Origin of the sequence: Cellvibrio sp. QJXJ, from assembly GCF_024452345.1 — a bacterium.
GTDB lineage: Bacteria > Pseudomonadota > Gammaproteobacteria > Pseudomonadales > Cellvibrionaceae > Cellvibrio.
Window position 1 is genome coordinate 133,217 of record NZ_CP101663.1, and the last position, 23,916, is coordinate 157,132.

The 23,916-nt window shown below is 43.6% G+C and carries 24 protein-coding genes, 1 pseudogene and 1 riboswitch; of the genes and pseudogenes, 9 read left to right on the plus strand and 16 right to left on the minus strand.

Annotation, left to right across the window (positions count from 1 at the left end; all coding sequences use genetic code 11):
• The first annotated feature begins 90 nt into the window (after positions 1–90).
• Positions 91–1,377, plus strand: a complete 1,287-nt coding sequence (locus NNX04_RS21505) for an MFS transporter (RefSeq protein ID WP_261948500.1) — start codon at positions 91–93, stop codon at positions 1,375–1,377.
• Positions 1,378–1,451: 74 nt separating this feature from the next.
• A complete protein-coding gene (locus NNX04_RS21510) occupies positions 1,452–1,820 on the plus strand; it encodes a putative zinc-binding protein (protein WP_261948501.1) in 369 nt (122 codons plus the stop codon).
• A gap of 32 nt (positions 1,821–1,852) precedes the next feature.
• On the opposite strand, the gene NNX04_RS22930 is transcribed toward NNX04_RS21510, so the two are convergent.
• Together NNX04_RS22930 and NNX04_RS21520 are read right to left on the minus strand one after the other, a co-directional pair.
• Complete coding sequence (locus NNX04_RS22930; RefSeq protein WP_410004098.1) at positions 1,853–2,068, minus strand: 4Fe-4S binding protein; 216 nt, start codon at positions 2,066–2,068, stop codon at positions 1,853–1,855.
• A 2-nt stretch (positions 2,069–2,070) separates the two neighbouring features.
• Positions 2,071–3,336, minus strand: a complete 1,266-nt coding sequence (locus NNX04_RS21520) for a U32 family peptidase C-terminal domain-containing protein (RefSeq protein ID WP_261948502.1) — start codon at positions 3,334–3,336, stop codon at positions 2,071–2,073.
• Positions 3,337–3,499: 163 nt separating this feature from the next.
• Positions 3,500–3,620, plus strand: a riboswitch (molybdenum cofactor riboswitch).
• On the opposite strand from NNX04_RS21520, the gene moaA reads away from it, so the two are divergent.
• From moaA to NNX04_RS21550, 6 genes are all read left to right on the plus strand, one after another.
• Positions 3,609–4,595 carry a GTP 3',8-cyclase MoaA gene (moaA, locus tag NNX04_RS21525; RefSeq protein WP_261948503.1) on the plus strand — a complete coding sequence of 329 codons (987 nt, stop codon included), beginning with the start codon at positions 3,609–3,611 and terminating at the stop codon, positions 4,593–4,595. It overlaps the preceding riboswitch by 12 nt.
• Positions 4,596–4,624: 29 nt before the next feature.
• The gene (moaB, locus tag NNX04_RS21530; protein WP_261948504.1) at positions 4,625–5,170 is read left to right on the plus strand and encodes a molybdenum cofactor biosynthesis protein B; all 546 of its coding nucleotides are present in this window, start codon (positions 4,625–4,627) and stop codon (positions 5,168–5,170) included.
• Between the two features lie 9 nt (positions 5,171–5,179).
• On the plus strand, positions 5,180–5,701 hold the full coding sequence (moaC, locus tag NNX04_RS21535) for a cyclic pyranopterin monophosphate synthase MoaC (RefSeq protein ID WP_261948505.1): 522 nt from the start codon (positions 5,180–5,182) through the stop codon (positions 5,699–5,701).
• The gene (locus NNX04_RS21540) at positions 5,694–5,942 is read left to right on the plus strand and encodes a MoaD/ThiS family protein (RefSeq protein ID WP_007645560.1); all 249 of its coding nucleotides are present in this window, start codon (positions 5,694–5,696) and stop codon (positions 5,940–5,942) included. The genes moaC and NNX04_RS21540 overlap by 8 nt, the downstream gene beginning before the upstream one ends.
• A 9-nt stretch (positions 5,943–5,951) precedes the next feature.
• The gene (locus NNX04_RS21545) at positions 5,952–6,422 is read left to right on the plus strand and encodes a molybdenum cofactor biosynthesis protein MoaE (RefSeq protein WP_261948506.1); all 471 of its coding nucleotides are present in this window, start codon (positions 5,952–5,954) and stop codon (positions 6,420–6,422) included.
• A 73-nt stretch (positions 6,423–6,495) separates the two neighbouring features.
• Positions 6,496–8,001, plus strand: coding sequence for an FG-GAP repeat domain-containing protein (locus NNX04_RS21550; RefSeq protein WP_261948507.1), 1,506 nt, complete (start codon positions 6,496–6,498; stop codon positions 7,999–8,001).
• Between the two features lie 24 nt (positions 8,002–8,025).
• On the opposite strand, the gene NNX04_RS21555 is transcribed toward NNX04_RS21550, so the two are convergent.
• From NNX04_RS21555 to narL, 3 genes are read right to left on the minus strand one after another with little or no spacing between them, the layout of a single operon-like run.
• On the minus strand, positions 8,026–8,763 hold the full coding sequence (locus NNX04_RS21555) for a sulfite exporter TauE/SafE family protein (RefSeq protein ID WP_261948508.1): 738 nt from the start codon (positions 8,761–8,763) through the stop codon (positions 8,026–8,028).
• Positions 8,764–8,779: 16 nt separating this feature from the next.
• A complete protein-coding gene (moeA, locus tag NNX04_RS21560) occupies positions 8,780–10,036 on the minus strand; it encodes a molybdopterin molybdotransferase MoeA (RefSeq protein ID WP_261948509.1) in 1,257 nt (418 codons plus the stop codon).
• A gap of 20 nt (positions 10,037–10,056) precedes the next feature.
• A complete protein-coding gene (narL, locus tag NNX04_RS21565) occupies positions 10,057–10,701 on the minus strand; it encodes a two-component system response regulator NarL (protein WP_007645575.1) in 645 nt (214 codons plus the stop codon).
• A 231-nt stretch (positions 10,702–10,932) separates the two neighbouring features.
• On the opposite strand from narL, the gene NNX04_RS21570 reads away from it, so the two are divergent.
• A complete protein-coding gene (locus NNX04_RS21570) occupies positions 10,933–12,549 on the plus strand; it encodes a hypothetical protein (protein ID WP_007645577.1) in 1,617 nt (538 codons plus the stop codon).
• Positions 12,550–12,627: 78 nt separating this feature from the next.
• Here the strand turns inward: NNX04_RS21570 and hemN are convergent, their stop codons facing one another.
• From hemN to NNX04_RS21625, 11 genes and pseudogenes are all read right to left on the minus strand, one after another.
• Positions 12,628–14,019, minus strand: coding sequence for an oxygen-independent coproporphyrinogen III oxidase (gene hemN, locus NNX04_RS21575; protein ID WP_261948510.1), 1,392 nt, complete (start codon positions 14,017–14,019; stop codon positions 12,628–12,630).
• 1,050 nt (positions 14,020–15,069) lie between these two features.
• Complete coding sequence (locus tag NNX04_RS21580) at positions 15,070–16,233, minus strand: hypothetical protein (protein ID WP_198284832.1); 1,164 nt, start codon at positions 16,231–16,233, stop codon at positions 15,070–15,072.
• Positions 16,234–16,482: 249 nt separating this feature from the next.
• On the minus strand, positions 16,483–17,043 hold the full coding sequence (locus tag NNX04_RS21585) for a hypothetical protein (protein ID WP_261948511.1): 561 nt from the start codon (positions 17,041–17,043) through the stop codon (positions 16,483–16,485).
• Between the two features lie 440 nt (positions 17,044–17,483).
• Positions 17,484–18,206, minus strand: a complete 723-nt coding sequence (locus tag NNX04_RS21590) for a hypothetical protein (RefSeq protein WP_007645585.1) — start codon at positions 18,204–18,206, stop codon at positions 17,484–17,486.
• A 59-nt stretch (positions 18,207–18,265) separates the two neighbouring features.
• Positions 18,266–19,441 (minus strand): hypothetical protein, encoded by a 1,176-nt coding sequence (locus NNX04_RS21595; RefSeq protein WP_261948512.1) that lies wholly within the window; start codon positions 19,439–19,441, stop codon positions 18,266–18,268.
• Between the two features lie 75 nt (positions 19,442–19,516).
• Positions 19,517–20,380, minus strand: a pseudogene (locus tag NNX04_RS21600) (IS3 family transposase); the annotation flags it as partial.
• A complete protein-coding gene (locus tag NNX04_RS21605) occupies positions 20,380–20,688 on the minus strand; it encodes a transposase (RefSeq protein ID WP_007646377.1) in 309 nt (102 codons plus the stop codon). The gene NNX04_RS21605 and the pseudogene NNX04_RS21600, both read right to left, overlap by 1 nt.
• Positions 20,689–20,995: 307 nt before the next feature.
• Positions 20,996–21,967 carry an AgmX/PglI C-terminal domain-containing protein gene (locus NNX04_RS21610; RefSeq protein ID WP_261948513.1) on the minus strand — a complete coding sequence of 324 codons (972 nt, stop codon included), beginning with the start codon at positions 21,965–21,967 and terminating at the stop codon, positions 20,996–20,998.
• A gap of 30 nt (positions 21,968–21,997) precedes the next feature.
• On the minus strand, positions 21,998–22,489 hold the full coding sequence (locus tag NNX04_RS21615; RefSeq protein WP_261948514.1) for an ExbD/TolR family protein: 492 nt from the start codon (positions 22,487–22,489) through the stop codon (positions 21,998–22,000).
• Entirely contained in the window at positions 22,486–23,037 is a 552-nt protein-coding gene (locus tag NNX04_RS21620; RefSeq protein ID WP_261948515.1) for an ExbD/TolR family protein, read from the minus strand. The genes NNX04_RS21615 and NNX04_RS21620 overlap by 4 nt, the downstream gene beginning before the upstream one ends.
• Positions 23,038–23,040: 3 nt before the next feature.
• Positions 23,041–23,658, minus strand: a complete 618-nt coding sequence (locus NNX04_RS21625) for a MotA/TolQ/ExbB proton channel family protein (RefSeq protein ID WP_261948516.1) — start codon at positions 23,656–23,658, stop codon at positions 23,041–23,043.
• Between the last annotated feature and the right edge of the window lie 258 nt (positions 23,659–23,916).

Genomic DNA, 23,916 nt, shown 5'->3' on the forward strand with positions numbered 1-23,916 from the left:
GCCTATAAGGTGCACAGTACACTCCTATTGAATGACATGCAGTTATTTATACTCGTGTTGTGAATTATTGGTATCACTAGGAGATTAATTATGGAAAAAAGTGAATACAAATCCTGGTCAGTTGTAATCGCCAGTACGTTTTCATTTACCATTTGTTTCATGATTTGGATGGTGTTCGCGGTTATTGGAATTCCTATCAAAGAAGCATTGGCACTCAATGAAACTGAATTTGGTTTACTGATAGCGATGCCTGTGCTAACTGGATCTTTAATCCGCCTACCCATGGGCATGTGGACCGACCGTTTTGGTGGAAGAATCGTATTCTTTATTTTGATGCTTTCAACGGTGATTCCGATTTGGCTAATTTCTTATGCAACTGTCTATTGGCAATTTCTAGTTTTGAGTTTATTTGTGGGCGTCGCGGGTGGTTCATTTACCGTTGGGATTGCCTATTGCGCTCGCTGGTTTAAAAAAGAGCGCCAAGGCTTGGCAATGGGAATATTCGGTGCAGGCAATACCGGAGCAGCTGTTACCAAGCTAGTTGCACCTTTGATAGTAGTAGCGTATGGCTGGACAATGGTTCCCAAAGTTTACGCCGTGCTTATGCTAATCACAGCGATTTTATTTTGGTTTTTTAGCTTTACTGATAAATCCCACAGCGCGGCTAGCAGCATCACTATTAAACAACAACTTGCAGTATTAAAAGATCCACGGGTATGGCGCTACAGTCAATATTATTCAATTGTTTTCGGCGGTTATGTGGCGCTCTCGTTATGGATGACAAAATATTACATCACCGAATACGGCTTTGATTTAAAAACAGCTGCACTCCTGGCCGTTGCATTTAGTTTACCCGGCGGCATGCTGCGCGCATTGGGTGGATACTTCTCTGACAAATTTGGGGCTCACACAGTAACTTGGTGGGTGCTTTGGGTATCGCTCGTGTGTTTGTTTTTTCTCTCCTACCCGCCCACAGAAATAGTAATCACCACCATTGATGGTCCTAAAAGTTTTCACCTCGGTTTGGGAGCAATTACCTTCACTATTATTATGTTTACCATGGGCATTGCTTTCGCAGTAGGCAAGGCATCGGTATTTAAATATATTTCTGATGATTACCCAAATAATATTGGTGTTGTTTCCGGAGTGGTAGGTTTGGCTGGCGGTTTAGGTGGATTTATTTTGCCTATTTTATTTGGTGCGTTAGTCGATTTAACCGGAGTCCGCTCATCCGCATTTATGTTTATGTTTGGCATTATTTGGACCTCGCTAATGTGGATGTACTTTTCTGAAGTACGCCCTGTACATGCAGAGCGTGATTTTTATCGAATTCCTGGAAGTGAAAGAATTGCCCTGACAAGAAGAGAAGTGAATTGATATACATCAATCATTGCTTGCAATAAATTTCTATACTGATTAACACTATTTACTACCGCGCTAGCGAGGCAGAAATGAATAAGAAAGATGCGAACTTACCATTGGTGTATTCCTGTTCTGGCTGTTCTAATGTTGCTCAGCTCGCAAATGATCTTGCCGTCACCCTTGACCGAGAGGGACATGCACAAATGTCTTGTATTGCTGGCGTAGGTGGAAATGTAAAAAACCTGGTAAAAACTGCAAAATCTGACCGGCCTATTTTGGCTATTGATGGCTGCAAAGTCGCCTGCGTAAAAAAAGTATTGGAGAGACACCGTATCGTTCCTCAATGGCACATGGAATTAACTGAATTAGGAATCAAGAAGCGTGACCATGAAGCCTGCAGCCCAAGCGATATGTACAAATCGCTTGCGGCTGCACATAAATTGTTATCTTCAATCTAGCTGTGGGGGTATAGCAAAATGTTTAGGTTCCACTACACAACTTTTTTGCGAACCGAACCGATAGGGCAAACCGCAATACATGTTTCATGTTCATAATAATCTTTACATAGAATGCAAATATCCGTACTCACTTCATAATGTTCTACACCCATAGCGATGGCTTCGCTAGGGCATTCAGGGACGCACATATCGCAGTTGATACAACTATCATCAATCCAAATAATATAATTAGTTATTCCCGGTGCCATCACTAGAAGCTCTCTGCAATCAACATTGCATACTCAATATTGAGCAAGTAATGATCAGGGATAGAATCAGGCAAAGAAACACACACTATATGACCAGAACCCGGCGCAACGTCTATTGATTTTCCCTGAAGCTGATAGATGTGTTCCAAGGTAAAACCTATATTTCCTTGCGGCGTCATCAATAGACACTTATCTCCTATTTGGAATTTATTTTTTACATCAATAATTAATTGGCCTGAGTCGCTACGATCAATAACTTCACCTACAACCTGCTGCATTCCGATACTAAAATTACGTGTGTAATTCTGCATTTCCTGATGTTGATGACGTCGCAAGAAGCCTTCGGTATAGCCTCGGTTGGCCATGCCTTCTAACTCTGAGAGCAAATTATTATCAAACGGTTTACCGCTACCTGCATCGTCAATTGCACGCCGGTACACCTGCGCTGTACGTCCTACGTAATAAGCGGATTTGGTGCGCCCTTCAATTTTTAATGAATTCACACCAATCGCCACTAATTTTTCTACCAATGCAACCGCACGCAGGTCTTTAGAATTAAACAGATAACTGCCATGTTCATCTTCCTCCAGCAAATACTCTGCTTGTGGATCACCCGCGCTGGCCACAAATATCGAGCGCGATGCCTCCGGCTTTTCATTGACACTATAAGACCAGCGGCAAGCATTGGTGCATGCGCCCTGATTCGGATCGCGCTTGTTCATATAGTTTGATATTAGACAGCGCCCGGAATATGCCATGCAGAGAGCGCCATGCACGAACACTTCAAGTTCTATCTCCGGGCAGCGCTGTTTTATTTCTGCGATTTCGTCCAACCCTAGTTCACGAGACAAAATAATTCGGGATATTCCCAGTGCGTGCCAAAACTTTACTGCAGCCCAATTCATAGTATTAGCCTGAACTGAGAGATGTAGTGGCACCGAAGGAAATGCTTCGCGCAACAGATGGATCACACCTGGGTCGGAAACAATTAATGCATCTGGGTTAAGCTCCACGACCGGGGCGATATTTTTTATCAGATCATTAATTTTTGCATTATGGGGTAACAGGTTTACCACTACATAAAAGCGTTTATTTTGGTTGTGAGCCTCGGCAATACCAATTGCCAAATTATCCAATGTAAATTCGTTATTGCGTACGCGTAGACTATACCGCGGCAGCCCTGCATAAATCGCATCAGCACCATAAGTAAACGCCACGCGCATCGCTTTTAGGCTTCCAGCAGGTGATAGCAATTCTGGTAGTATCATAAAAAATCCACAAATAAAAAAAGTGGAGAGATTAAATTATATTTACTGAATATTATTTGATTTAGCGCAAGCTTAATCGCCTCACGCTAGCGAGAATGCATACCCAATAGGAGGTATGCCGCAACCCTATTTACGGCAATTACAACTCCAGGGAATACTAACTACCATTGATAAACGCCGAGCTTAATGACCTAAGGTCATCCCGATTATGGAATTAAGCCAATGGGTTTTTTTGGAAACGAAAATGCCTCCCGGATTTGGAAAGGTGTTTTATGTTGGTTGAAAATCCACTTACGGATACATTTGCGCGCGCATTTACCTATTTGCGGTTGTCGCTAACCGAAAAATGTAATTTTAGTTGTAGTTATTGCCTACCTGATGGCAGTGAATGTCACTCAATGAACGATGATTTAACACTCATCGAGATTCGTCGTTTAGTCACCGCATTTGCCTTATTGGGAACGCAGAAGATTCGCCTGACCGGCGGTGAACCAAGTTTACGTCGCGATCTGTGTGAAATCATCAAAACGTGCAAAGGTGTTACAGGAATTAATTCAGTAGCACTGACTACCAACGGCTTTCGACTGGAAAAAGATGTGGCTACCTGGCGAACGGCTGGGTTAGATTCACTTAATGTCAGTATTGATAGCTTGCGCCCGGAGATGTTTCAACTGATCACTGGCAGCGGAAAACTGCGCAGTATTTTAGCAGGCCTTGATCAGGCTCAGGAACTTGGTTTTAACCAACTCAAAATTAATACTGTGTTGCTACGCGAACAGAATGCCCGCGAGCTGGACGATTTTCTTGCATTTATTAAAACCCGCAGAATTACCCTTCGTTTTATTGAGTTAATGCGCACTGGCGACAACGCGGATTTTTTTGCCCGCCAACATTTAAGTGGTGAGAGTATTCAACAGCGTTTGCTAAGTGAGGGATGGACGCAAAAAATTCGCAGCGCTAATGCTGGACCCGCCAAAGAATTTATCCACCCGGATTACCTCGGCTCTATCGGCCTGATAATGCCCTACAGCAAAAACTTTTGTGCTGATTGCAATCGCCTGCGGGTTTCCAGCAAAGCGGAATTGTATTTATGTTTATTTGCCGAGCAACATCAATCCATGCGCGCATTATTACAAAGCGATGACCCGCAACCGCTGATGAATTTTTTGCGCGCCGCACTACAACATAAAACTGCCAGTCACGATTTACAGAACCAGATCACCGGTTCAACCCGTCACCTAGCCATGATTGGCGGTTAATTTTTCTATAGATAGCGAGTGTATTATTTATGGGCCACCACACCACAGAAAATATTTTACCGCTAGCGATTGCAGTACTGACCGTATCTGACACCCGCAGCATTGCCAATGACACTTCCGGTGCGGCTTTAATTGAGCGACTACAAGATGCACAACACCAACTCGCCACACGCGCTCTGGTCATCGACGATATTTATCAAATCCGAGCCCAGTGTTCGCAGTGGATTGCCGACGAAAAAATTCAGGTGATTTTAATCACCGGAGGGACAGGTTTTACCGGACGCGATTCAACCCCGGAGGCCATGACCCCCTTATTTGATAAAACTGTAGAGGGTTTTGGCGAATTATTTCGCCAGATTTCCTATCGCCATATAGGTTCTTCCACTATTCAATCTCGCGCGGTAGCTGGGCTTGCAAACAATACGCTGATTTTTTGCTTGCCCGGTTCCACTAACGCTTGCAAAACCGCCTGGGATGAGATTATTAAGTACCAACTAGATTCCACTCAAGGCCCGTGCAACTTCGTTCCGCATTTAAAAATGACCGCACGTGCTGCTTGTGAAACTCGAGGATAGATAATTTTTATGCTCAATAATCATCTGCACACTACCAGCCAATTACCCACCCTCACTCATCTCGATCACACTGGCGCTGCCTGCATGGTGGACGTGAGCGATAAAAAAATCTCCAAACGCATCGCGGTCGCGAGTGCGATTGTGAGCACGCGCCCCGATGTGATTGAACTGATCAATAATGCCGGCCTGAAAAAAGGCGATGTATTAACGGTGGCGCGTATTGCGGGCATTATGGCGGCAAAAAAAACGGCTGATTTAATTCCTCTCTGTCACCCACTTGCGCTATCAAAAGTCAGTGTAGAGTTTGATTGCAATGCTTCAGTTGGGGCAATATTTATTCGCAGCCGCTGCGTTACTAATGGTCAGACAGGCGTGGAGATGGAAGCACTAACGGCTGCAAGTATTGCCGCACTGACTATTTATGATATGTGCAAGGCCGTAGATAAAAATATGGAAATAAGCAGCATTTATTTGGAGCAGAAATCCGGAGGCAAAGGCGGCGACTGGCATAAGGATAATCGACATGATTAAAGTATTCTTTTTTGCAGAACTACGCGAAAGACTCCAGTGTGCTGAATGCTTTGTTACCGACTTTTACGGTACCACAGTAAAATCCCTACTTGAGCAATTAATCGCCGATCACCCTGAGTGGGAAAAAATATTTTCAGAAAAAAAAATACTGATTGCCGTTAATCATGCAATGGCGAACGTAAATGCTAATATCGTCGCAGGTGATGAAGTGGCTTTTTTTCCGCCGGTCACCGGTGGCTAGAGGTAAATAATGATTTTCACCATTCGCGTACAAACCGAGGATTTTGACCTAAAAACCGAATACGATTCACTTAGAGCGATCAGTGCACCTTGCGGTGCTGTGGTGTTGTTCACCGGTCTAGTACGTGACTTTTTACCACCGCAACAACTGGTCGATTTGACCTTGGAACATTATCCGGTGATGACTGAACACGCATTGCATAAACTAGTTGAACAAGCACGTAGGCGGTGGCATTTGTTAGGGGTAACTATTATTCATCGTACCGGCAGACTTATGCCGGGTGATCAGATTGTCATGATTGGAGTTAGCAGTGCACACCGAGCCAGTGCATTTGACGCGGTGCAATTCCTGATGGATAAGCTCAAAACAATTGCTCCTTTTTGGAAAAAAGAAACTATAAAACGCTATCCGAATAGCAAACTAGAGTCCTATTGGGTTTCAGCCAAAGACAGTGACGAGCAACTCGCCCAGCGCTGGTAAATCTCCCCCCCCCAGATTACCCCTCCTAACTGAAGTTTAATGGTTGTACGAGTTTCGGACGTTATTTTCAATTATGAATATAAAAAATATTTGCTATCTATTTGCAGCGCTAATCTTGTTATCTAGCAACGACACGCTATCTGACGATAATCTTCAACGAATTATTGGTATGGCAAAGGATTACTGCGGATCATGCCATTCAATGCCGAACCCTAATGTAGCCCCCAAAAAAAGTTGGCCAAGAATAATTGAGACCATGAATGAAATTGCCTTAAAGAAATACGGGAAGGCAATCATAGACGCTAATCAAACGCGGGATATTACGGCATTCTATTATGGCACTGCACCTGAAAATTTGCCCGCCCTGCCTTACAACAAACCGTCAGACAGGCTGACATTCAAACAGCATGTAGTTGGCGCAACTCAAGGTATGCCCCTTATCACCAATATCAAACTGGCAGCTATTAATGGCAGTAAGAATCCCGATTTTATAGTAAGTGATATGAGCAATAATGCGGTATTTTTACTATCAAAAGATAACGGAAAATGGAATGAGCAAAAAATTGCTGACATAAGCACATCTGTTTACGCCGATATTATTGATTATGATGGTGATCTTGATAACGATATGCTTATTGGAGATATTGGCGTTCTTCCGTATACCGATAAACAGGTAGGGAAAATTTTTCTACTCAGAAAAAAAACCGGCGGAACATTTTCCAAAGAAATGCTTATGGATGGCATAGGCCGTATTGCAGAAGTCAGAGCCATCGACGTAGATAAGGATGGCGATCTTGACATAATAGTTGCAGCCTTTGGAGGAGGTAATAGCGGTGAAATATTCTGGTTAGAAAATCAGGGTAACAACAAGCATGCAAAACGAAGCCTATTAAACGTGACCGGTGCACTCAACATAATTCCTTGGGATATAAACAACGATGGGCACATGGACTTCATTAGCCTCATATCTCAAGAGCATGAATTATTTATGGCTTTTATTAATCAAGGCAACAAACAATTTACTCAAAGTGTGCTCGCACGCGGCCCACACCCCATGTTTGGCTCCACCAGTATGCGCTTGGTTGATTTGGATTTAGATGGCGACATGGATATTTTGTTTACCAATGGCGATGCTTACGACACTCAAAATGATTTAAAACCGTATCATGGCGTTCAGTGGTTAGAAAACCTTGATGGTAAAACATTTAGATACCGCGATATAGGCAGGTTTTATGGAGTAGCCTTGGCACTAGCCGGCGATATGGATAATGACGGCGATTTGGATGTAGTGGCGAGCAGCTTTATGAATGATTGGAATGATCCAAAACGACAAAGCATGGTTTGGTTTGAAAATGACGGCAAGCAGAACTTTATTCAACACGACCTTATCGCCAAACCAGCGAGCATTGCATCATTTGAATTAGCCGATGTCACCGGAGACGGATATCTGGATATTATCGCCGGTAGCCTTAGGTTGGATCTTTTATTTAAAATGAATAACTCAAGTGATAAAAGTAAAGACGCAAAGCCAAGTCCTACACCAAGAATTGTGATTCTTGAAAATATGGGGAGAAAATAAAAAATTAGCTGCAAAAAATCAGCCTCACCCTAAAAACATCTTTCCTCCGGCAACCAACAGTACCACCGCCATTACTTGGCGAATAACGGTAACACTAAAACGTTTGCTGCCGAATTCCGCACCCAACCAGCCACCCAATATGGCGGCAACTGCCCAATAGCCAATGCCCTCTGGCAATACCGGATGCATGGACATGACCCCTAGCAAGCCCGCTACGGAATTTACCAAAATAAATACTGCGGCTACACCCGAGATTACGCGAGTTTCCCCCCAACACAGAAATAACAATAGAGGGCTCAGGAAAATTCCCCCGCCGACACCGACTAACCCCGACAAGAACCCAATAATTAACCCCGCACACATTAACAACCATTTTTTTGGTGCCTGTATTTTTTGGGTAGGCGCTTTTTTAGCAGTTAAAAACGAATGGAATGCCGCATAAATTAATACAGCACCCAGAATAGGTTTGTAATAATCACTTGGAAGCGTTAGTCCGCCACCGAGATAAGCGCAGGGAATAGAGGTGATAATTAATGGCCACAGCAGCGACCAGGAAAATGCATCAGTGCGAATATATTTAGTACTGGCGATAGTGGCGACTAAAATATTTAACGCAAGTGCGGCCGGTTTCAAACTTTCCGGGGCGAGCCCTGCAAGCGCCATAATTGCAATATAGCCAGAGGCACCCGCATGTCCCACTGAAGAATACAAGACGGCCGCAAAAAAAATACCGCAAGCAATTAACAGCGATAGTAAATCCAAAAAAACCTCACCGTAATTAGCGAATAAAGCTATCGAAAGGGATAACGGTGACCGTTTCACCTGGCAGTACTGTCCCCCGCTCTGCCTCCAGGCGAATATAACAATTAGCCTTTGCCATACTGCTTAACACGCCAGAGCTTTGCGAGCCGGCGCTAACGACAGTATTCACACCTTGCTCACTCGCTAAAACTCCTCGCTGAAAATCCATTCGCCCAGGATGCTTTTTAAAGGATTGTTTTGCGATAGCATTCAGTTGCACTGATTCAACCGATTTCTCACCCGCTAGATATCGCACCGCAGGCACAACAAGCTGATGATAAGTGACCGCAGTTGAAACAGGATTGCCCGGCAACCCAAAGAACCAACCTGCTCCTAAACGGCCAAAAGCAAAAGGTTTTCCCGGCTTCATCGCGACTTTCCAGAAGTCAATTTGGCCTAACTCTTCCAATATTGTTTTGGTGTAGTCCGCATCACCCACGGAGACCCCACCGGTAGAAATGACGACATCAGCCCATTGTGCAGCCTGCATAAACGCTGCGCGAAGACCTAGCAGATCATCGGCGATAATACCGATATCTTTTATTTCGACGTTTAATCGTTGCAAGAGTGCGCATAGCAAAGGGCGATTGCTGTCATAAATTTTATCCTCGTCGTGCGCACTGCCAAGTGACAATAACTCGTCGCCCGTAGATAACACAGCGATACGCAACTTCCGCCAAACCTTGATGCGCGCAATCCCCAGCGATGCTAGCAAACCAATATCCAGCGCACTTATACGATGTCCTTTACTCAGAACTTCACTGCCCTTTTTTATATCGTCACCGGCGCGACGAATATTTTCGCCTTGCACCACAAGTTTGTTCAGATGCAGTGTTTGAGCAGTACGCGTAACATTTTCTTGCATCACCACGGCATCGGCACCACCTGGAATCATCGCACCGGTCATAATGCGCACAACTTGCATTTTACCGAGCGCCGACTGCACACCCTCTTGCTCTGTAAAGCGAAAGGGGTGCCCAGCCAGAGACTGACCAATCACATCAAACACAGCACCTTCAGTTTGTGCATCACCAGTACGCAGCGCATAGCCATCCATTGCAGAGTTATCACTGGCAGGAACATTAATGCTTGCCAACACTGATTCAGCGAGCACCCGATCCAATGCGAATGCCAATTCAACCCACTCAGCTTCCTGCACTGGAGTTAATTGTTGGTGCATACGCAATAACGCGTCATGTACTGATAACAACCCAGGCTGTGAACAACAATCCATTAGCATATCTCTACTGAAGATTAGTTTTGTTGATTAATCATCCACACGGCTGCTTCTACGCGTGAGCGCAAATGCAATTTTTTCAGCAAATGTTTAACGTGCACTTTGACTGTGCCATCTGAAATATCCAATTCGCGGGCAATGACTTTATTACTCATGCCCTTGGCAATTAATTTCAGAATTTCCAATTCACGCTGGGTAAGACTGTCGCTACCCACAGCACCTTTTGTGGTGGGATTGCGAATGGCGGTGGCCAGTACCTGCGTGACCGCTTCACTCAACACCATTTTGCCGGATAAGGCGCGTTCGATTTGCACCAGCATATCTTCCGGTTCCATGTCTTTTAGCAAATAGCCATCTGCACCCGCTGAAATTGCACTGAGCACATCCTCATCGGCATCGGACACAGTGAGCATCACAATGCGCGAGGTGACACCTTCATCGCGCAAATGGCGTAGTGTTTCCAAACCATCCATGCCCTGCATATTCAAATCCAATAAAATTAAATCAGGGTCTAGTTCACTCGCCAATTTAATCGCATCTTTGCCATTGCTCGCTTCGGCTACGACTTCCATCTCACCCGACAGTGTTAAAAGTTGACGCAACCCTTTACGCAATAAAGGGTGATCGTCCACCAACATAATGCTCGCGGCCGTTTCTGTCACAAGACTCTCCTCAATATCAATACATCATCATCTGCAGTTTAACTGCTTACAGAACCTAAGGGCAGCGCATGCCCCTTTGTGGGTAGATAGATCAAACGCACCTACCCCTATTGGGCAGGTCGGGTAACACTTCTAATACCCCAACTTAACACTGAGGTTGAATAGTTTCCATGTCTGCGCAAAGCCATAGTGATACTTGTGGGAAAACAACTTTTTGACCGAGGGCTTCACATGTCTGACCTAAAACAATGGGAACCGGAACAGCAAACGTTCTGGGATTCACGCGGGAGAGCAATTGCCAATCGCAATTTGTGGATCTCAATTCCAAGCTTACTCTGTGGCTTTGCCGTTTGGATGCAGTGGAGCATTATTACCGTGCAAATGCTGAATCTTGGCTTTCCCTATCAGGCCGGCGATTTATTCAGCCTCGCGGCAATTGCCGGTTTAACCGGAGCGACACTCCGCATTCCAGCAAGTTTTTTTATTCGCTTGTGCGGTGGCCGCTACACCATTTTTTTAACCACCAGTTTATTGATGCTACCTGCAATTGGAACCGGTCTGGCTTTGCAGGATCAAAACACGCCGTTTTGGGTGTTCCAATTAATGGCGCTGCTCTCCGGAATTGGCGGGGGTAATTTTGCAGCGTCTATGTCTAACATCAGTTTTTTTTATCCTCGTAAGCAGCAGGGATTAGCACTTGGCCTAAATGCCGGGTTAGGTAATTTCGGTGTGACCAGTATGCAAATTCTGGTACCGCTGTTTATGACATTTGGCGCCTTTGGCGCATTGGGTGGCGACCCAATGGTGTTGAAATCTGCAAGCGGCACTTTAATCGGTGCCATCCCTGCGGGTACCGAAACCTGGATTCAAAACGCGGGGTTTGTCTGGTTACTGCTGCTCATCCCACTCGCTTTTGCGATTTGGTTTGGTATGAACAACATCAACACCGCAGAGGTAAGTCCCAATCTGGCAGGCGGAGCGCCGCGCTCTTTTGCGATCATTATCGCAATGATGTTAATTGGCTTCGCAACCTCGGCGCTGGGGCTGTGGCTAATCATGCCTGCCAGTGTCAATGGCTCCGGCTTTGGGATCCCCAAAGAACTGGTACTGGTGCTGGTATTGTTTGCCACAGTGATGTTACTCAAAGCGCTACCAGGGACTATTCGCACCAGTCTTGATCGCCAATACAAAATTTTTAACAACAAACACACCTGGGTAATGAGTGTGTTGTATGTGATGACTTTTGGCTCATTTATTGGTTTTTCAGCAGCCTTCCCGCTGTCTATTCAAGTCATTTTTGGTTTTAGTCATGTAACTATCGATGGAGTGATGACCCACAATACCCTCAACCCGAATGGCCCAAGCGCTCTGACTTACGCATGGATCGCCCCCTTTATTGGCGCACTCATTCGCCCGGTAGGAGGTTGGGTATCTGACAAGTTTGGTGGTGCACTGGTCACACAAATGTGTGCGATTGCCATGGTTATTTTGTCGATAGTTGCGGCTTATTACATGCGCATGGCCTATCAATCCGCCAGCCCTGAGCAGTATTTTGCGCCCTTCTTTTTAGTGTTCTTGGGTTTGTTTGCCGCAAGTGGTATGGGTAATGGTTCAACCTTCTGCTCCATCGCCAATATTTTTCCTAAAGAACAAGCGGGCCCGGCACTGGGATGGACCTCTGCGGTAGCGGGTTATGGGGCATTTTATATTCCGCAAGTATTTGGCGAGCAAATCAAAGCTGCCACACCGGAATATGCGATGCTGGGTTTTGCGGTATTTTATCTGGTGTGTGTGTTACTAAACTGGTGGTTTTATTTACGCAAACAGGGTGAATTTTATAATCCCTGAAAACCTTACAACCTTGAGCAGGTAGTGCAATCCAATCACTATTGCACCCCCTGCTCACCCCCCAAAAAATATTACCGACTAAATTACCTTGGAGTAACGAATTGTTGATGCGTTGTTAAGGTACTCATCAAACACCATACAAATTCTACGAATAAGCAACCGCCCCGCATTGAGAACTTCAATGCCCTCATCGTCAATGCTGAGTAACCCATCATCAATCATTGGTTTTAATTGCGCTAACTCTTTAGCAAAATGACTGCGCGAATCCAGGCAAAATGCACTATCAACAGCAGCAAAATTTAAATTGAAATGACAAATCAACTGATTAATTACAAATTGTCGCAAAAGATCTTCGCCGGTTAATTCGATACCTTTAATAAAAGGGATTGCACCCGAGTCAATTGATTTTTGATAATGTTCAACGCGTTTTGCATTTTGTATATAAACGTTGCCGAATGCGCTAATCGCAGAGGCGCCAAAAGAGAGCAAATCACAATCTCCGTGTGTGGAGTAGCCCTGAAAATTTCGTTGTAACTTTCCTGCTCTTTGTGCTTGTACCAAACTATCATCCGGTTTTGCGAAATGATCCATGCCAACATAAATATACCCAGCGCCCTGCAGACGCTCTATCGCCATATACAAAAGTTCAAGTTTTTGCTCTGCTGAGGGAAGATCACGCTCGTTAATTAATTCCTGGCTCTTAAAAAGATGCGGCATATGGGCATAATTAAATAATGACAGGCGGTCGGGCGAAAGCTCGATCACTCTATTTAATGTTTCACCGACACTGGTCAAAGTTTGCATTGGCAGGCCATAAATTAAATCCATACTGATCGAGCGATACTCTTGTTGGCGTAGTGCCTTTACCAAGGCGCTTACATCTTCAACACTGTTATAACGATTTACTGCTTTTTGAACCTGAGAATCAAAGTCCTGCACACCCATACTGACTCGATTAAAACCAAGTTTACGTAAATGCCCCATAGTGTTAGTCGATACGCGTCCTGGATGAATCTCGATGGAGTACTCACCTGCGTCATCATCCAGCAATGTAAAGTGCTTGCGTGTCGCAGCCATCAGCCAAGACATTTCATCATCACTGATAAAAGTGGGGGTACCACCACCCCAATGTAATTGAGTTACAAGTCGCGCGGAATCAAATAACTCTGACTGCATCGCCATTTCCCGCTCCATACGCTCCAAATAAGGTTGCGCACGGCCTTTATTGTTAGTAACTACTTTGTTGCATCCACAATAAAAGCAAAGGGTATCGCAAAAAGGAATATGAAAATAAAGCGACAGCGGCCTTCCGCTCGCGTTACTCCTCTCAACCGCCGCTTTAAAATTGGACGCAGAAAAGCTTTCACAAAATTGTGGCGCGGTAGGATATGACGTATAACGCGGCCCGGTTAAATCATATCGTCTAATAAGATCCAAATTCCATTCAAGTGGAGCCTGAAAATAAGCCATAAAACAACCTTGATATCTGGTAACTCTAGTGCAGAGCTATTTGTGAGAAATAGCTTTTCAGCATACGCTTTTTATAAAATAAGCGATTGACATGTATCAATTTATTGGGCATGGGCACGCCGGATAATTTGATACATTAAAATTTATTTGATCCGAACCAATTTTATTTTGAAAGTAGCTTGGGAGTGTCAACTAGAGCCAGGGAAGTCAAACCTGGAGGTTGGCCAAACAACAAAGCAAGATCTGCTGAGACACACGGAAGATTGCGCCATCTTGTGGCTTAGCCTGTGCATTTATTGCCGATAATGGTGAGGATTGCTGGCCATCTTGTGTGTCATGCGAATTCAGCGGGTAAAGTTTTGATTCAAGCGGCTATGCCAGCTATCAGCTATCAGCTATCAAAGAGGCAATCATTAAACTTAATCTTTCTAGTGAGCCACCTGCAAATCCGACACTTTAACGTTGGAAGCAACTTGTATCGCAAAGCCCTTTATTTGTGGTGGTTGACGAAAATCAACATCCAGGCCTTTTTGCAGTACACGCGCGCGTCGTTTTTGATATTAACTCTGATACAAACAATACTGTTTCATATGTTGATCCTGCAGCTAACAACCTCAGGGCGCGGTAATGACCCAACCTCTAACCGAGTTTGTAAAATATTACGAGCAACTAGCTGGAACCGCTTGGGCAGGACTGCAGATTATTCATTATTAACAAAAAAAGCAGTGGTCATCATGCCTAACAGGCACAAATGCCATCGGCATTCGAATACTGATTATATGAAAACCCACCAAAAATCAGCTAGTTAGATATGCCAATTAATGGGTGATTATTTTCTAAAGTGTGTCATTTTATGATCCTGGACGCTTATGAAACATCCAAATAGGGGTGTGGAAACTTGGTTTTAGAATTAAAAATGACATTTTTTGCTTCAAATACTGTGTCAATTTATGAGTGAACCGACAGGAATTGCTGCAATTGCATCAAATGTATGTACGTGAATCGAGCAACCCTTGTAAACCATACACTGGCTCTCTTAATCTAGAACACTCAACCGACTTTCCAAGTTAATACCTTTAACCTACCCTCACTGTAAATCACCCGAACACTCCCATACAGCTTAGGGCAGTGTTCCGGCTCTTCTCCCGAATTTATGTTTGACAGCCACAAACTCTTTCGAGCGAAAAATAAGTCTAATTCGCTGTTTGCTAAAATATCGAAAAACCTTTCAAGTACCGTATGTCGCCACTCGCAACTAGAAAACACCAAGCCTGACAGCCACAACTTGCCTGATGGTGACACTTCAGCATTTTGTTTGAATGCAAACAAGCCGGATTCCCTTAAAAAATCAACTAGTTCCAAAAATCGTCGCTGATGATTTCGGTAAGTTCGGGTATGCAGTGTTTTTGGAATCAGGCCCCATTCGATTTGCAATTCTTGTTGTACTATTAAGTTTGGGCAATCGTTGCACTCCGATCGAGGATTGGGTTCAAAGTTTACCCAATAGTAATTTTCAAAACCTACTGGATAACGACGCCATTCGCATGGTGTATTGTGCAAACTAGCAATTTTTTGGCGATAGAGAGTAAATCGCTCTAAAGGTTTTAATGATTGTGCCTTTATTATTTTATAAGCTTCGTAAGTCGCCAAAAAAGTGTACCTATTAATGATAGGAAATATTTCTGCACTACCTTTTTTAGAGAACGGTTTAACGAGTAATTTAACTGGTAAATAGTCTGCGACTAAATATGACAGAGGAGCTGGAAGGTTTTCTATACAGCACAACCGCCCCAACCAATATTTTAGGTCTTCATTATGGGGATCCTCATAATTCAAATTGAACCATATCTCATCTTTTTGAAATTTTTTAATTTTTGAGTGCACGCCATTAATCCACTTTACCAATATCTTGGCGTAACCAAGATGCTCCTGAGACGAAACACAAGAAAGTGAAATGAATGGCCAATGCAAACAATTTTTTGAAAAAAGCTCAGTGAATGCTTGATAACGATATTTTGCACGCATTCGTCTGAGTGGAATAAGATGGAAAGGACATCGCTCTAGCCAAACCAAATCGTTAAGATAACTGTGATAACCCTCGCAGATACATCTCGGGCAATATTGAATTATTTTTTTATCAACCGGGGGCGAATTTAATCTATAACTTCCCATATTTTCCAGATCGGGTAGACCATCAAATGTTGCTTCAACCAAAACGGTATCTTCACCTAAGATCTGGGCGACGTACTCAAGATATTCGTTTCGGTTATCGAATGTACGATCCTTGAAATCTATATATTTATCGAAATTTCGCGGAACAATCCCATTCAACGCGCAAAAGTTTGCCGTGAAGGAAACCATCGACTCATAGGGGCGCAACCTGCCCGGCCACCAATTTATATTGTTGTTACTGAACCTGGCGCTTGGCCGTCTGTATGGGATTGAGCGAGGCAGTTCCAGCATTTACGCTAAAGCAGATATCGCTTTCAGGTGACCGACATACCCCGTATCGGCGATCATTTCAGTCCATGACGAGAAACTTGTCACCTTTCCCCATTCACCACCCTCAGCTAATCGCCATAGCGCTTCCTCTATACTTAGCGCTATGTGTTTCATCGGAAGCCCTATCTCCATGAATGTGGATAATGCACTCTTGTTTGTCTTTGGAATCAAATCACACAAGGCTTGCCAAAAAACTTCGTGACAGTCGGCAAGTCGATTACCGAGAGAAAAATTATCAGGACTAAAGTACTTCACGTAAGAAAGTCCAGAATCAGCCGGCCATTCTGACTCCCGATCGTACCCTTCAAGAACAAATTTTAACTCGTCTTTATCACGTATCCCGTGAAAGCGAGAATTTGCCACCAGAAATCTCGCTGAAATATGCGCGTTACCGGTCTTAGCTAAATAGTCGTGTTGATAGCCGATTTGTTGTGTTCCTATTGAAAAAACACTCAAGCGGATCCCTTGATAGTCTAAATGATTTTGCAAGCCCAACAGCCATCGCCACTCCTTCACAGTCATGTCGTGAGCTTCGTCAATTATTAACACAACGTAATTGTTGTGCGCGGATCTTGCTATGGAAATCATTCGACTCAATACTTCATCACGGTATTTGGATTTAGTCTTAACTATTTTTTCTCTGCGAATATAAAACCCGAAGCTAATAAAATTTCGTACCAGAATTCACTTTCGGTAACCTGCATATCGTTTCGACGAATCCATATTACCAGTGGAATTAGTGCTTTAAATCGCTCGTGTAGTGCGTCGCTAACGAACCACTTTATCGTGCGAGATTTCCCGTATCGAGGTGGGCTATAGAAATAACCACCGGACTCTTTTCGATTAATCCAGTCTCCAACAGTTTCAATAAGTTCATCCATGGGAGGGGTATAAATTGCGTACTCCTGCATTGCTATAGGGTGCGCGGGATCAATGTGAGGCGGCATGGTGAGTCGCATGCGTTAGTCCGCCGCTTTCCTGTGAGCAGGCAGTGGCCTCTTTCGTGCGCTTTTTTTCACACCCTCGCCGTGGCTTTCACCATTTCTCTCGCTCACCTGGATGTTGTCAGACACTTCAGGAATTATGGAAGCGGCGACTTCTGTCAAAACCCTACGAGCCTCCATATAGGCAGGGTGAACCGGAAGTTTGGCGTTCGTCTGTGACTCATAATAATCCATGAATGCTTCTACAGCATCTTGCCCAGCTGATATACGTAACTTCCCGGTGCTTATCAGGGAGTGAACTGCGTTACGAACTTCTAGACTATGTGGCAATCGTGACCAAGGCGATCTTACAGTAAGCAGACCTAAAGGCTGTCCATCTTGTGTCGACGCCATTACTATACGAATATCGTCTTCAAGATGAGTGATGATCCAAATTTTTTCCCCAACTAAATCATGTCTCTGTGCCAATATATTGCTGCCATAACGTCCGTGCTGAAAATTGATAAAAGGCAATCTACCTGATTTGTAGCCTCCCAAGACTGTACAAAGCTTTCTATATGAAACGACGTGCATAACCGAACTTTGGTCTGCGTATCGCTTCTGTTTTTCCTGCAAAAACCGAAACTTAAAATACTCTAAGGGAGTGCGCCCACCTAAACTGGAATGCGGTGTCGCGTTGTAATTCGCTATTAAGACATCCAGAAGTTCTTTTGCATACTCATATTGAAACTGGCTGGTCAACGCTATTTCTTCTGGATTTTTTGCAGGCTTCGTTTTGGGGCTGGATCCAGTCGTATTTCCTAGCTGTTGAAAGCCCCAAGATCTAAGTGACGGAAAAATGCTTCAATGAATGGCCTGTCATCTTTATTCCGCCGAACGGAAAAGCTATTTTTTGGGTGGAGTAACTTTGAACCAACAACATTTTCTAAAACTTTTTCTACCGTCTTGCATGTTTCTGCAAGCGCTCCGTCAACACTAGTTTCATCCCAACACAATCCGACATATTCCTCCGAGACAGCTGAAGGGAGATTTGCATTAAATAGATATGCATGATCCCCAAAAGTAATTCTTGGTTTTTTCCAAACAGTTAACGCCATCTTAATCGCGCGTAAGACATCAATCTTAGAGACTTCCCTCCGCATACTGAGATGGTAACCAAGCACTGCTCGAGAAACGATTTCCATTATCACCACTACCCATAGCCGGTGAACGATTTTATGTGCATGCCCTCCGGTAGGCTGAGGAATACTAACGCTGAAACGGCCATCTATTTTGTGAGCATCCATCTCCACCCTTTGAAAGAAGTGTTCTACTGGTCTAGCATTACCATCACCTGATGATAACTTTTTTAAAGCATCCACACCGCCCGTGATGAGTGCTGCTTTTGAAGGGTGCTGTTCATAAAGACTCTTAATGTACTTACTAATTGTCACGTACCCTAGTTTTTCAGTGTTGAAGGGCCATGCGTTTTGCTCTTCCAATCCGAGAATCCTCAATTCCCTCAAAAACCAATGAAAATGGTTCACATTGTTGCGATTCACAAGACCTAACTTGGTAGCTTTAGAAGCATTAAGAATTCGTTTTTCAAACTTTTCACGGAGTCCCGGATACTGATTGAAGAGCGATTTGAGAACACCAGCAGAGCCAAAGCCAAACTGATCGATTTGAATTTTTTGTTTCCGTTGATATCCATTTATTCGCAAATTAGGTATCAAGCCCCGCCAGCCCCATACCTCTCCGTCAGGATGGGTGGCCATACATCGGTTTTTTATCAGCTTATATGTTTGAGACAACGATAACCCAGCTTCAGATTTAATCACCTCATCCGTAGCTCCCTCAAAATATAAGTTTACAGCTTGCTTGCGAGCAGTATACGAATCATAAATAGCACCGGAAAAAGCGCCCTCGTCCGGGAACTTCCAGTTAGCGACCCCCAATGCCTCAACGGTAACTCGTTTATTTCCGCGAAGAGCCATACCTGGCCTCCTGCTGCAATTAGGATAGAGTTATCACCGAATATTGGTCTTACCCACAAAAAGTAGACACCCTAACTATGCAGCCAAGGCTGTCATTCGTTCAAACTCTGCTGGTGCAACATAACCAATACTGGAATGCCTGCGTAAGCGGTTATAAAAAATTTCTATGTATTCAAAGATACTCGATCTAGCATCTTCAATCGAGTGGAATTGCCGGGTATAAATCAACTCAACCTTCAGGCGACTGAAGAAGGACTCCATCGGCGCATTGTCCCAACAGTTCCCTTTGCGACTCATACTCGGAATGGCGTCATGACACCGCATAAAGTCAATATATTTTTGGGCACGATACTGGACACCTCGATCAGAGTGAATGATTAGCCCAGGTTTGACATCCCGGCGTTCAAATGCCATACGTAATGCATCAGTAATCAGCGCCTCCGTCATGCTGGTATCCAGCGACCAACCAACAATACTGCGCGAGTACAAATCCATCACTGCCGCCAGATAGAGCCACTGTTTTTCAACCCAGATATACGTAATATCCGTTGTCCATTTCTCATTGGGTTTGCTCGCACCGAAGCGACGCCAGAGTAAATTCTCCGATACATTATGCATCGTCAACGCATGGCTTCCATAATTAAATGCTTTCCCGTTGTGGGCCTTTAAACCTTGTAATTTCAGCACATTGGCAACAAAGTTAACTGAACAAGGCTGACCTATTGCATGCAACTCTTTAGCGATTCGCGGTGCACCATAGCGCGCCTTGTAAGTCGCATAAGTATCAATTATCTGGCGTTCACGGCATTCCCGTTGCAGTTGTCGTTGACTCTTTTCCCGATCAATCCAGCGATAATAACCACTGCGAGAGACAGACAGCACACGACACATCAGCGATACAGGAAAAGTCTCCCAGTGCTCACGAATTAACGCGTACTTTACTCGTGCTGGTTCGCAAAGTACGCAGCTGCCTTTTTTAAGAAGGCTAGCTCTTTTTCCAGTTCTGCGTTTCTTCGTTTTAGCTGACGTAACTCATCACTTTCATTTTTTGAATAATCAACACCAGCAATAGAATTAAATTGTTTTTCAGAAAGGCGGGTAAACTGACGGCGCCAGTTATAGATCTGTTGTGCGCTAATTCCAAGATCGCGGGCAACAGATGCAGTAGTGTTACCTTCCTTCTCTGCACGTTTAACTGCTTCACGGCGAAACTCTTCGGTGTAAGCTTGTGTTTTCTTGCGTGCCATAATGAGCACCTCCATATAGGATTTTCTAACTATACAGGGTGTCTACAGTTGGTGGGTAACTCGGATATATAACGCCCAAATTTTGTTGTAAAGTACATATATTTTCTTATTTTAGTTAAAAAAATATCAACTAAATTTAACAATATGAATTTATTATTCTTTTAAATATCAATAGGTTAGATGTAAGTAAAACTTCCAACGTTTAGTTGCATGAACGCGTGCCCTTCCGCCAGATGTACCAGCGGTAAAGGTATGCACGAGCGTTGATAGAGTTTAGAAATAGGCATAACTTTAGTTAAGTGAACACCTATGGCAAAAACTCTATCGGATAACTAACAGTGACTGGAGCCCCGGAGGTAGGCGGGAATGTAAACAGCTTAATTCGGCTCATTATTCTTGCTTCCAGGGCCGGATTATTCAAATCACTTGAAACTACTTTTACAGCAGCAACTTTGCCATTGGGCAATATGGTTAGTTGAAAAACAACTCGTCCTTTGAGGGTGGAGTTTTTTCGCCGCTCACGCTCATAAAGTGAATAAAGGCTCGATCTGTTTTTGTCAAAAACTCTTGTTAAGTCTTCTGGTGCACGCCCACCTGCTTGGCTAGTAGTATTAGTTGTAGCAATACTTTCTTTTTCAGCTTGCTCAGTGGCAGCTGTGATTTGTTTCCCGCTGTCTCGTTCTTCTAGCTTTGCCTTATTACTATTTGCGGTAATTTTTTCTGCATCGACAGTATTATTTGACGCGGTTGATTCAATCTTAATCGTATCGTGACTGGCGGCTGGTGCTGTAGCTGTGTTGGTACGCAATTTTGCCCGGACACTACTGCTAACATCACTAGTGTCAGTTAGTTCGCTCATCTCACTGGCTAATGCAAGTAAGCCACTTTGTTGCGCAACTTCTCGGGCTTGTTTTGCAGTTTCATCCAATGGTTTTTTATTTGCCTCCGATGGACGCTTCCGCTCTACAGTAACTCTGGCAGGTTGTTCTGGTTGAAGCTGTTGTGTCTGCAGTTTTCTTGGCAACACAATAGGCTTCGATTCTGGCGGAGGCACCGGTATAACTTTTTTAGGTCGCTCAGCGATAAAGTTAGCAATGCGGTCTGGAACTTTAGTTACCAAACGGCGCTCTGGTGCGGGTACCTTAATAAAAGCGACAACAACAGCAAGGACGATAACGGATAAAAAAACTACTAATGTGATCCATTTAAAATGATCAGATACCGTAGGCTTTGGCTCCCATTCAAGCGCAAGCTTTTTATAATTAATAACCTCTGACATCCTGAATCCGTAGTTAGTTTTTACGAAATGTTACATCTTTGGAATTGCTTTTTGCACGGCGGCAAATGCAATTTTTGTGTAATTTGATTGCTGACAACTGGTGAGCACTTTTTGAATTACCTCGTAAGGTACATTTTCGTCACTCATGATCGTTATCCGTCCATGTTGCCCGGTTTTCTGGGATTTAGCCTGTGCATGAAACTTCAATTCTTCTATTAACGTTGGGATAGTATTGTCTTGGCTGTGAAGTACCGCATTTACTTTTGCAACACTAACACCACTTAATAAAATATCCTTTTGGGTTATAGCAACAACCAAAGTATCCTCAGGTGCGAGCGTAGATTTAGATGTAGGTAATTTTAGGTCTTTGTTTGTCGGTAACTGATGCGTATTAGATGAGCTTACCAATAGGAAAAAAACCAGAATCGTAAAAATATCCATTAATGCCACAAGATTCAGTGGTGGAATTTTAAACTTTTTATGATTTCTCTCCATTCGACGAGCGCGACGTGACATTTTCATTGTGCGGACTCATTCACTGGTGTTGAAGGTACTTCTGATTCTGTAGCGATCGGCACAATATCGATATCCCCACTGATTGAAATATTCGGAAATAGCTCAACAGATTCAACAGTTGCTAAATTAACTACCTCCATACTCCGCACATGATCCATTACTTCTATCATCGTTTTATAGGTGATTTTGGCTTCAAATAGTAACAACATATCTCGCTCTTCCGGAAAACGAGATTTTATTTCCAGCATTACCTTTGAAAAAAGGTTCCAGTCATCTGGATTATTATTGCGTTCAATTTTGTGGATTAATCCAAGATTTGCATCCTGGATATCAAAGCTGGCTTCCCTGACAACAAGTTCTAGCATTAGGTCAATCTTCTCTGCAGAATTTTTCTGGGCTTGGTCTAATACAGGAAGATTTAACTCTAATACCGTCATTCTGGAAAACACAGCTGTGACCAATAAAAAAGGTACCAGCATTACCATGAGATTCATAAATGCAGTGATATTGAGCTCAACCACATCATGCATATTTTTCTTACGTATAAATTTCATTATTTATTCGTCGACCATCAAATTGGAGCATTTTACTGCCGCCATTTCTATAGTATCTACTAACTTGCTGGTACGTGTTGCGAGATACGAATGGATAAGCAATAAGGGAATTGCGACGATCAAACCGAATGCCGTTGTGTTCATCGCAACCGAAATGCTTCCCGAAAGTAAATCTGCTTTCTCTGCTGGATCTGCTTCTGCCACAACAGCAAATGCATCAATCAGGCCTATGATAGTACCGAGCAGACCGAGCAGTGTTGCTACGTTAGCCAAAGTGGCAAGATAATGCGTACGCTCTTCTAACAATGGCACTACTTCCATTACACCTTCTTCCATTGCAGATTCAACAATTTCTCGTTTTACCGTAGGTTTCGCGCGCGCAAAACCATATGAAAGTACCACAGCGAGTGGACTCTTGGATTCACTAATCGCACTTTCCGCACGAACTAAATCGTTTGCTTTTAGCATAGGAACAATAAGCTTCCAAAGTTTGTTAGTTGCGCTTGACATTCTCGATAGATAAAACAGTCTATCAGCCGCAATCGCCAGACCTATTGCCATTACAAAAAGAATGGGATACATAAAATTCCCACCGGTTTGAAAAAATTTTACTAATTCCATAAACCAACCTTTCACTCTTATTGAGAATAAATAAAGAAAAATAGTCCAATAGCTAGATTATTGAATCCGCTCTATTGACGTCGATATTTGTATCCAAGGATATAGTCTTTGATCCGTTAAATTCGCTATCCATCTGATCTATTAGCTGCCTCCGTCTGGTTCGATATACTTCCATAGAAATACGGTGCTCGTAGTGAGCATTAGCTAATTTTTTGATTGCCTCAATATATATATTTTCCACCAGAATTTTCCATACTT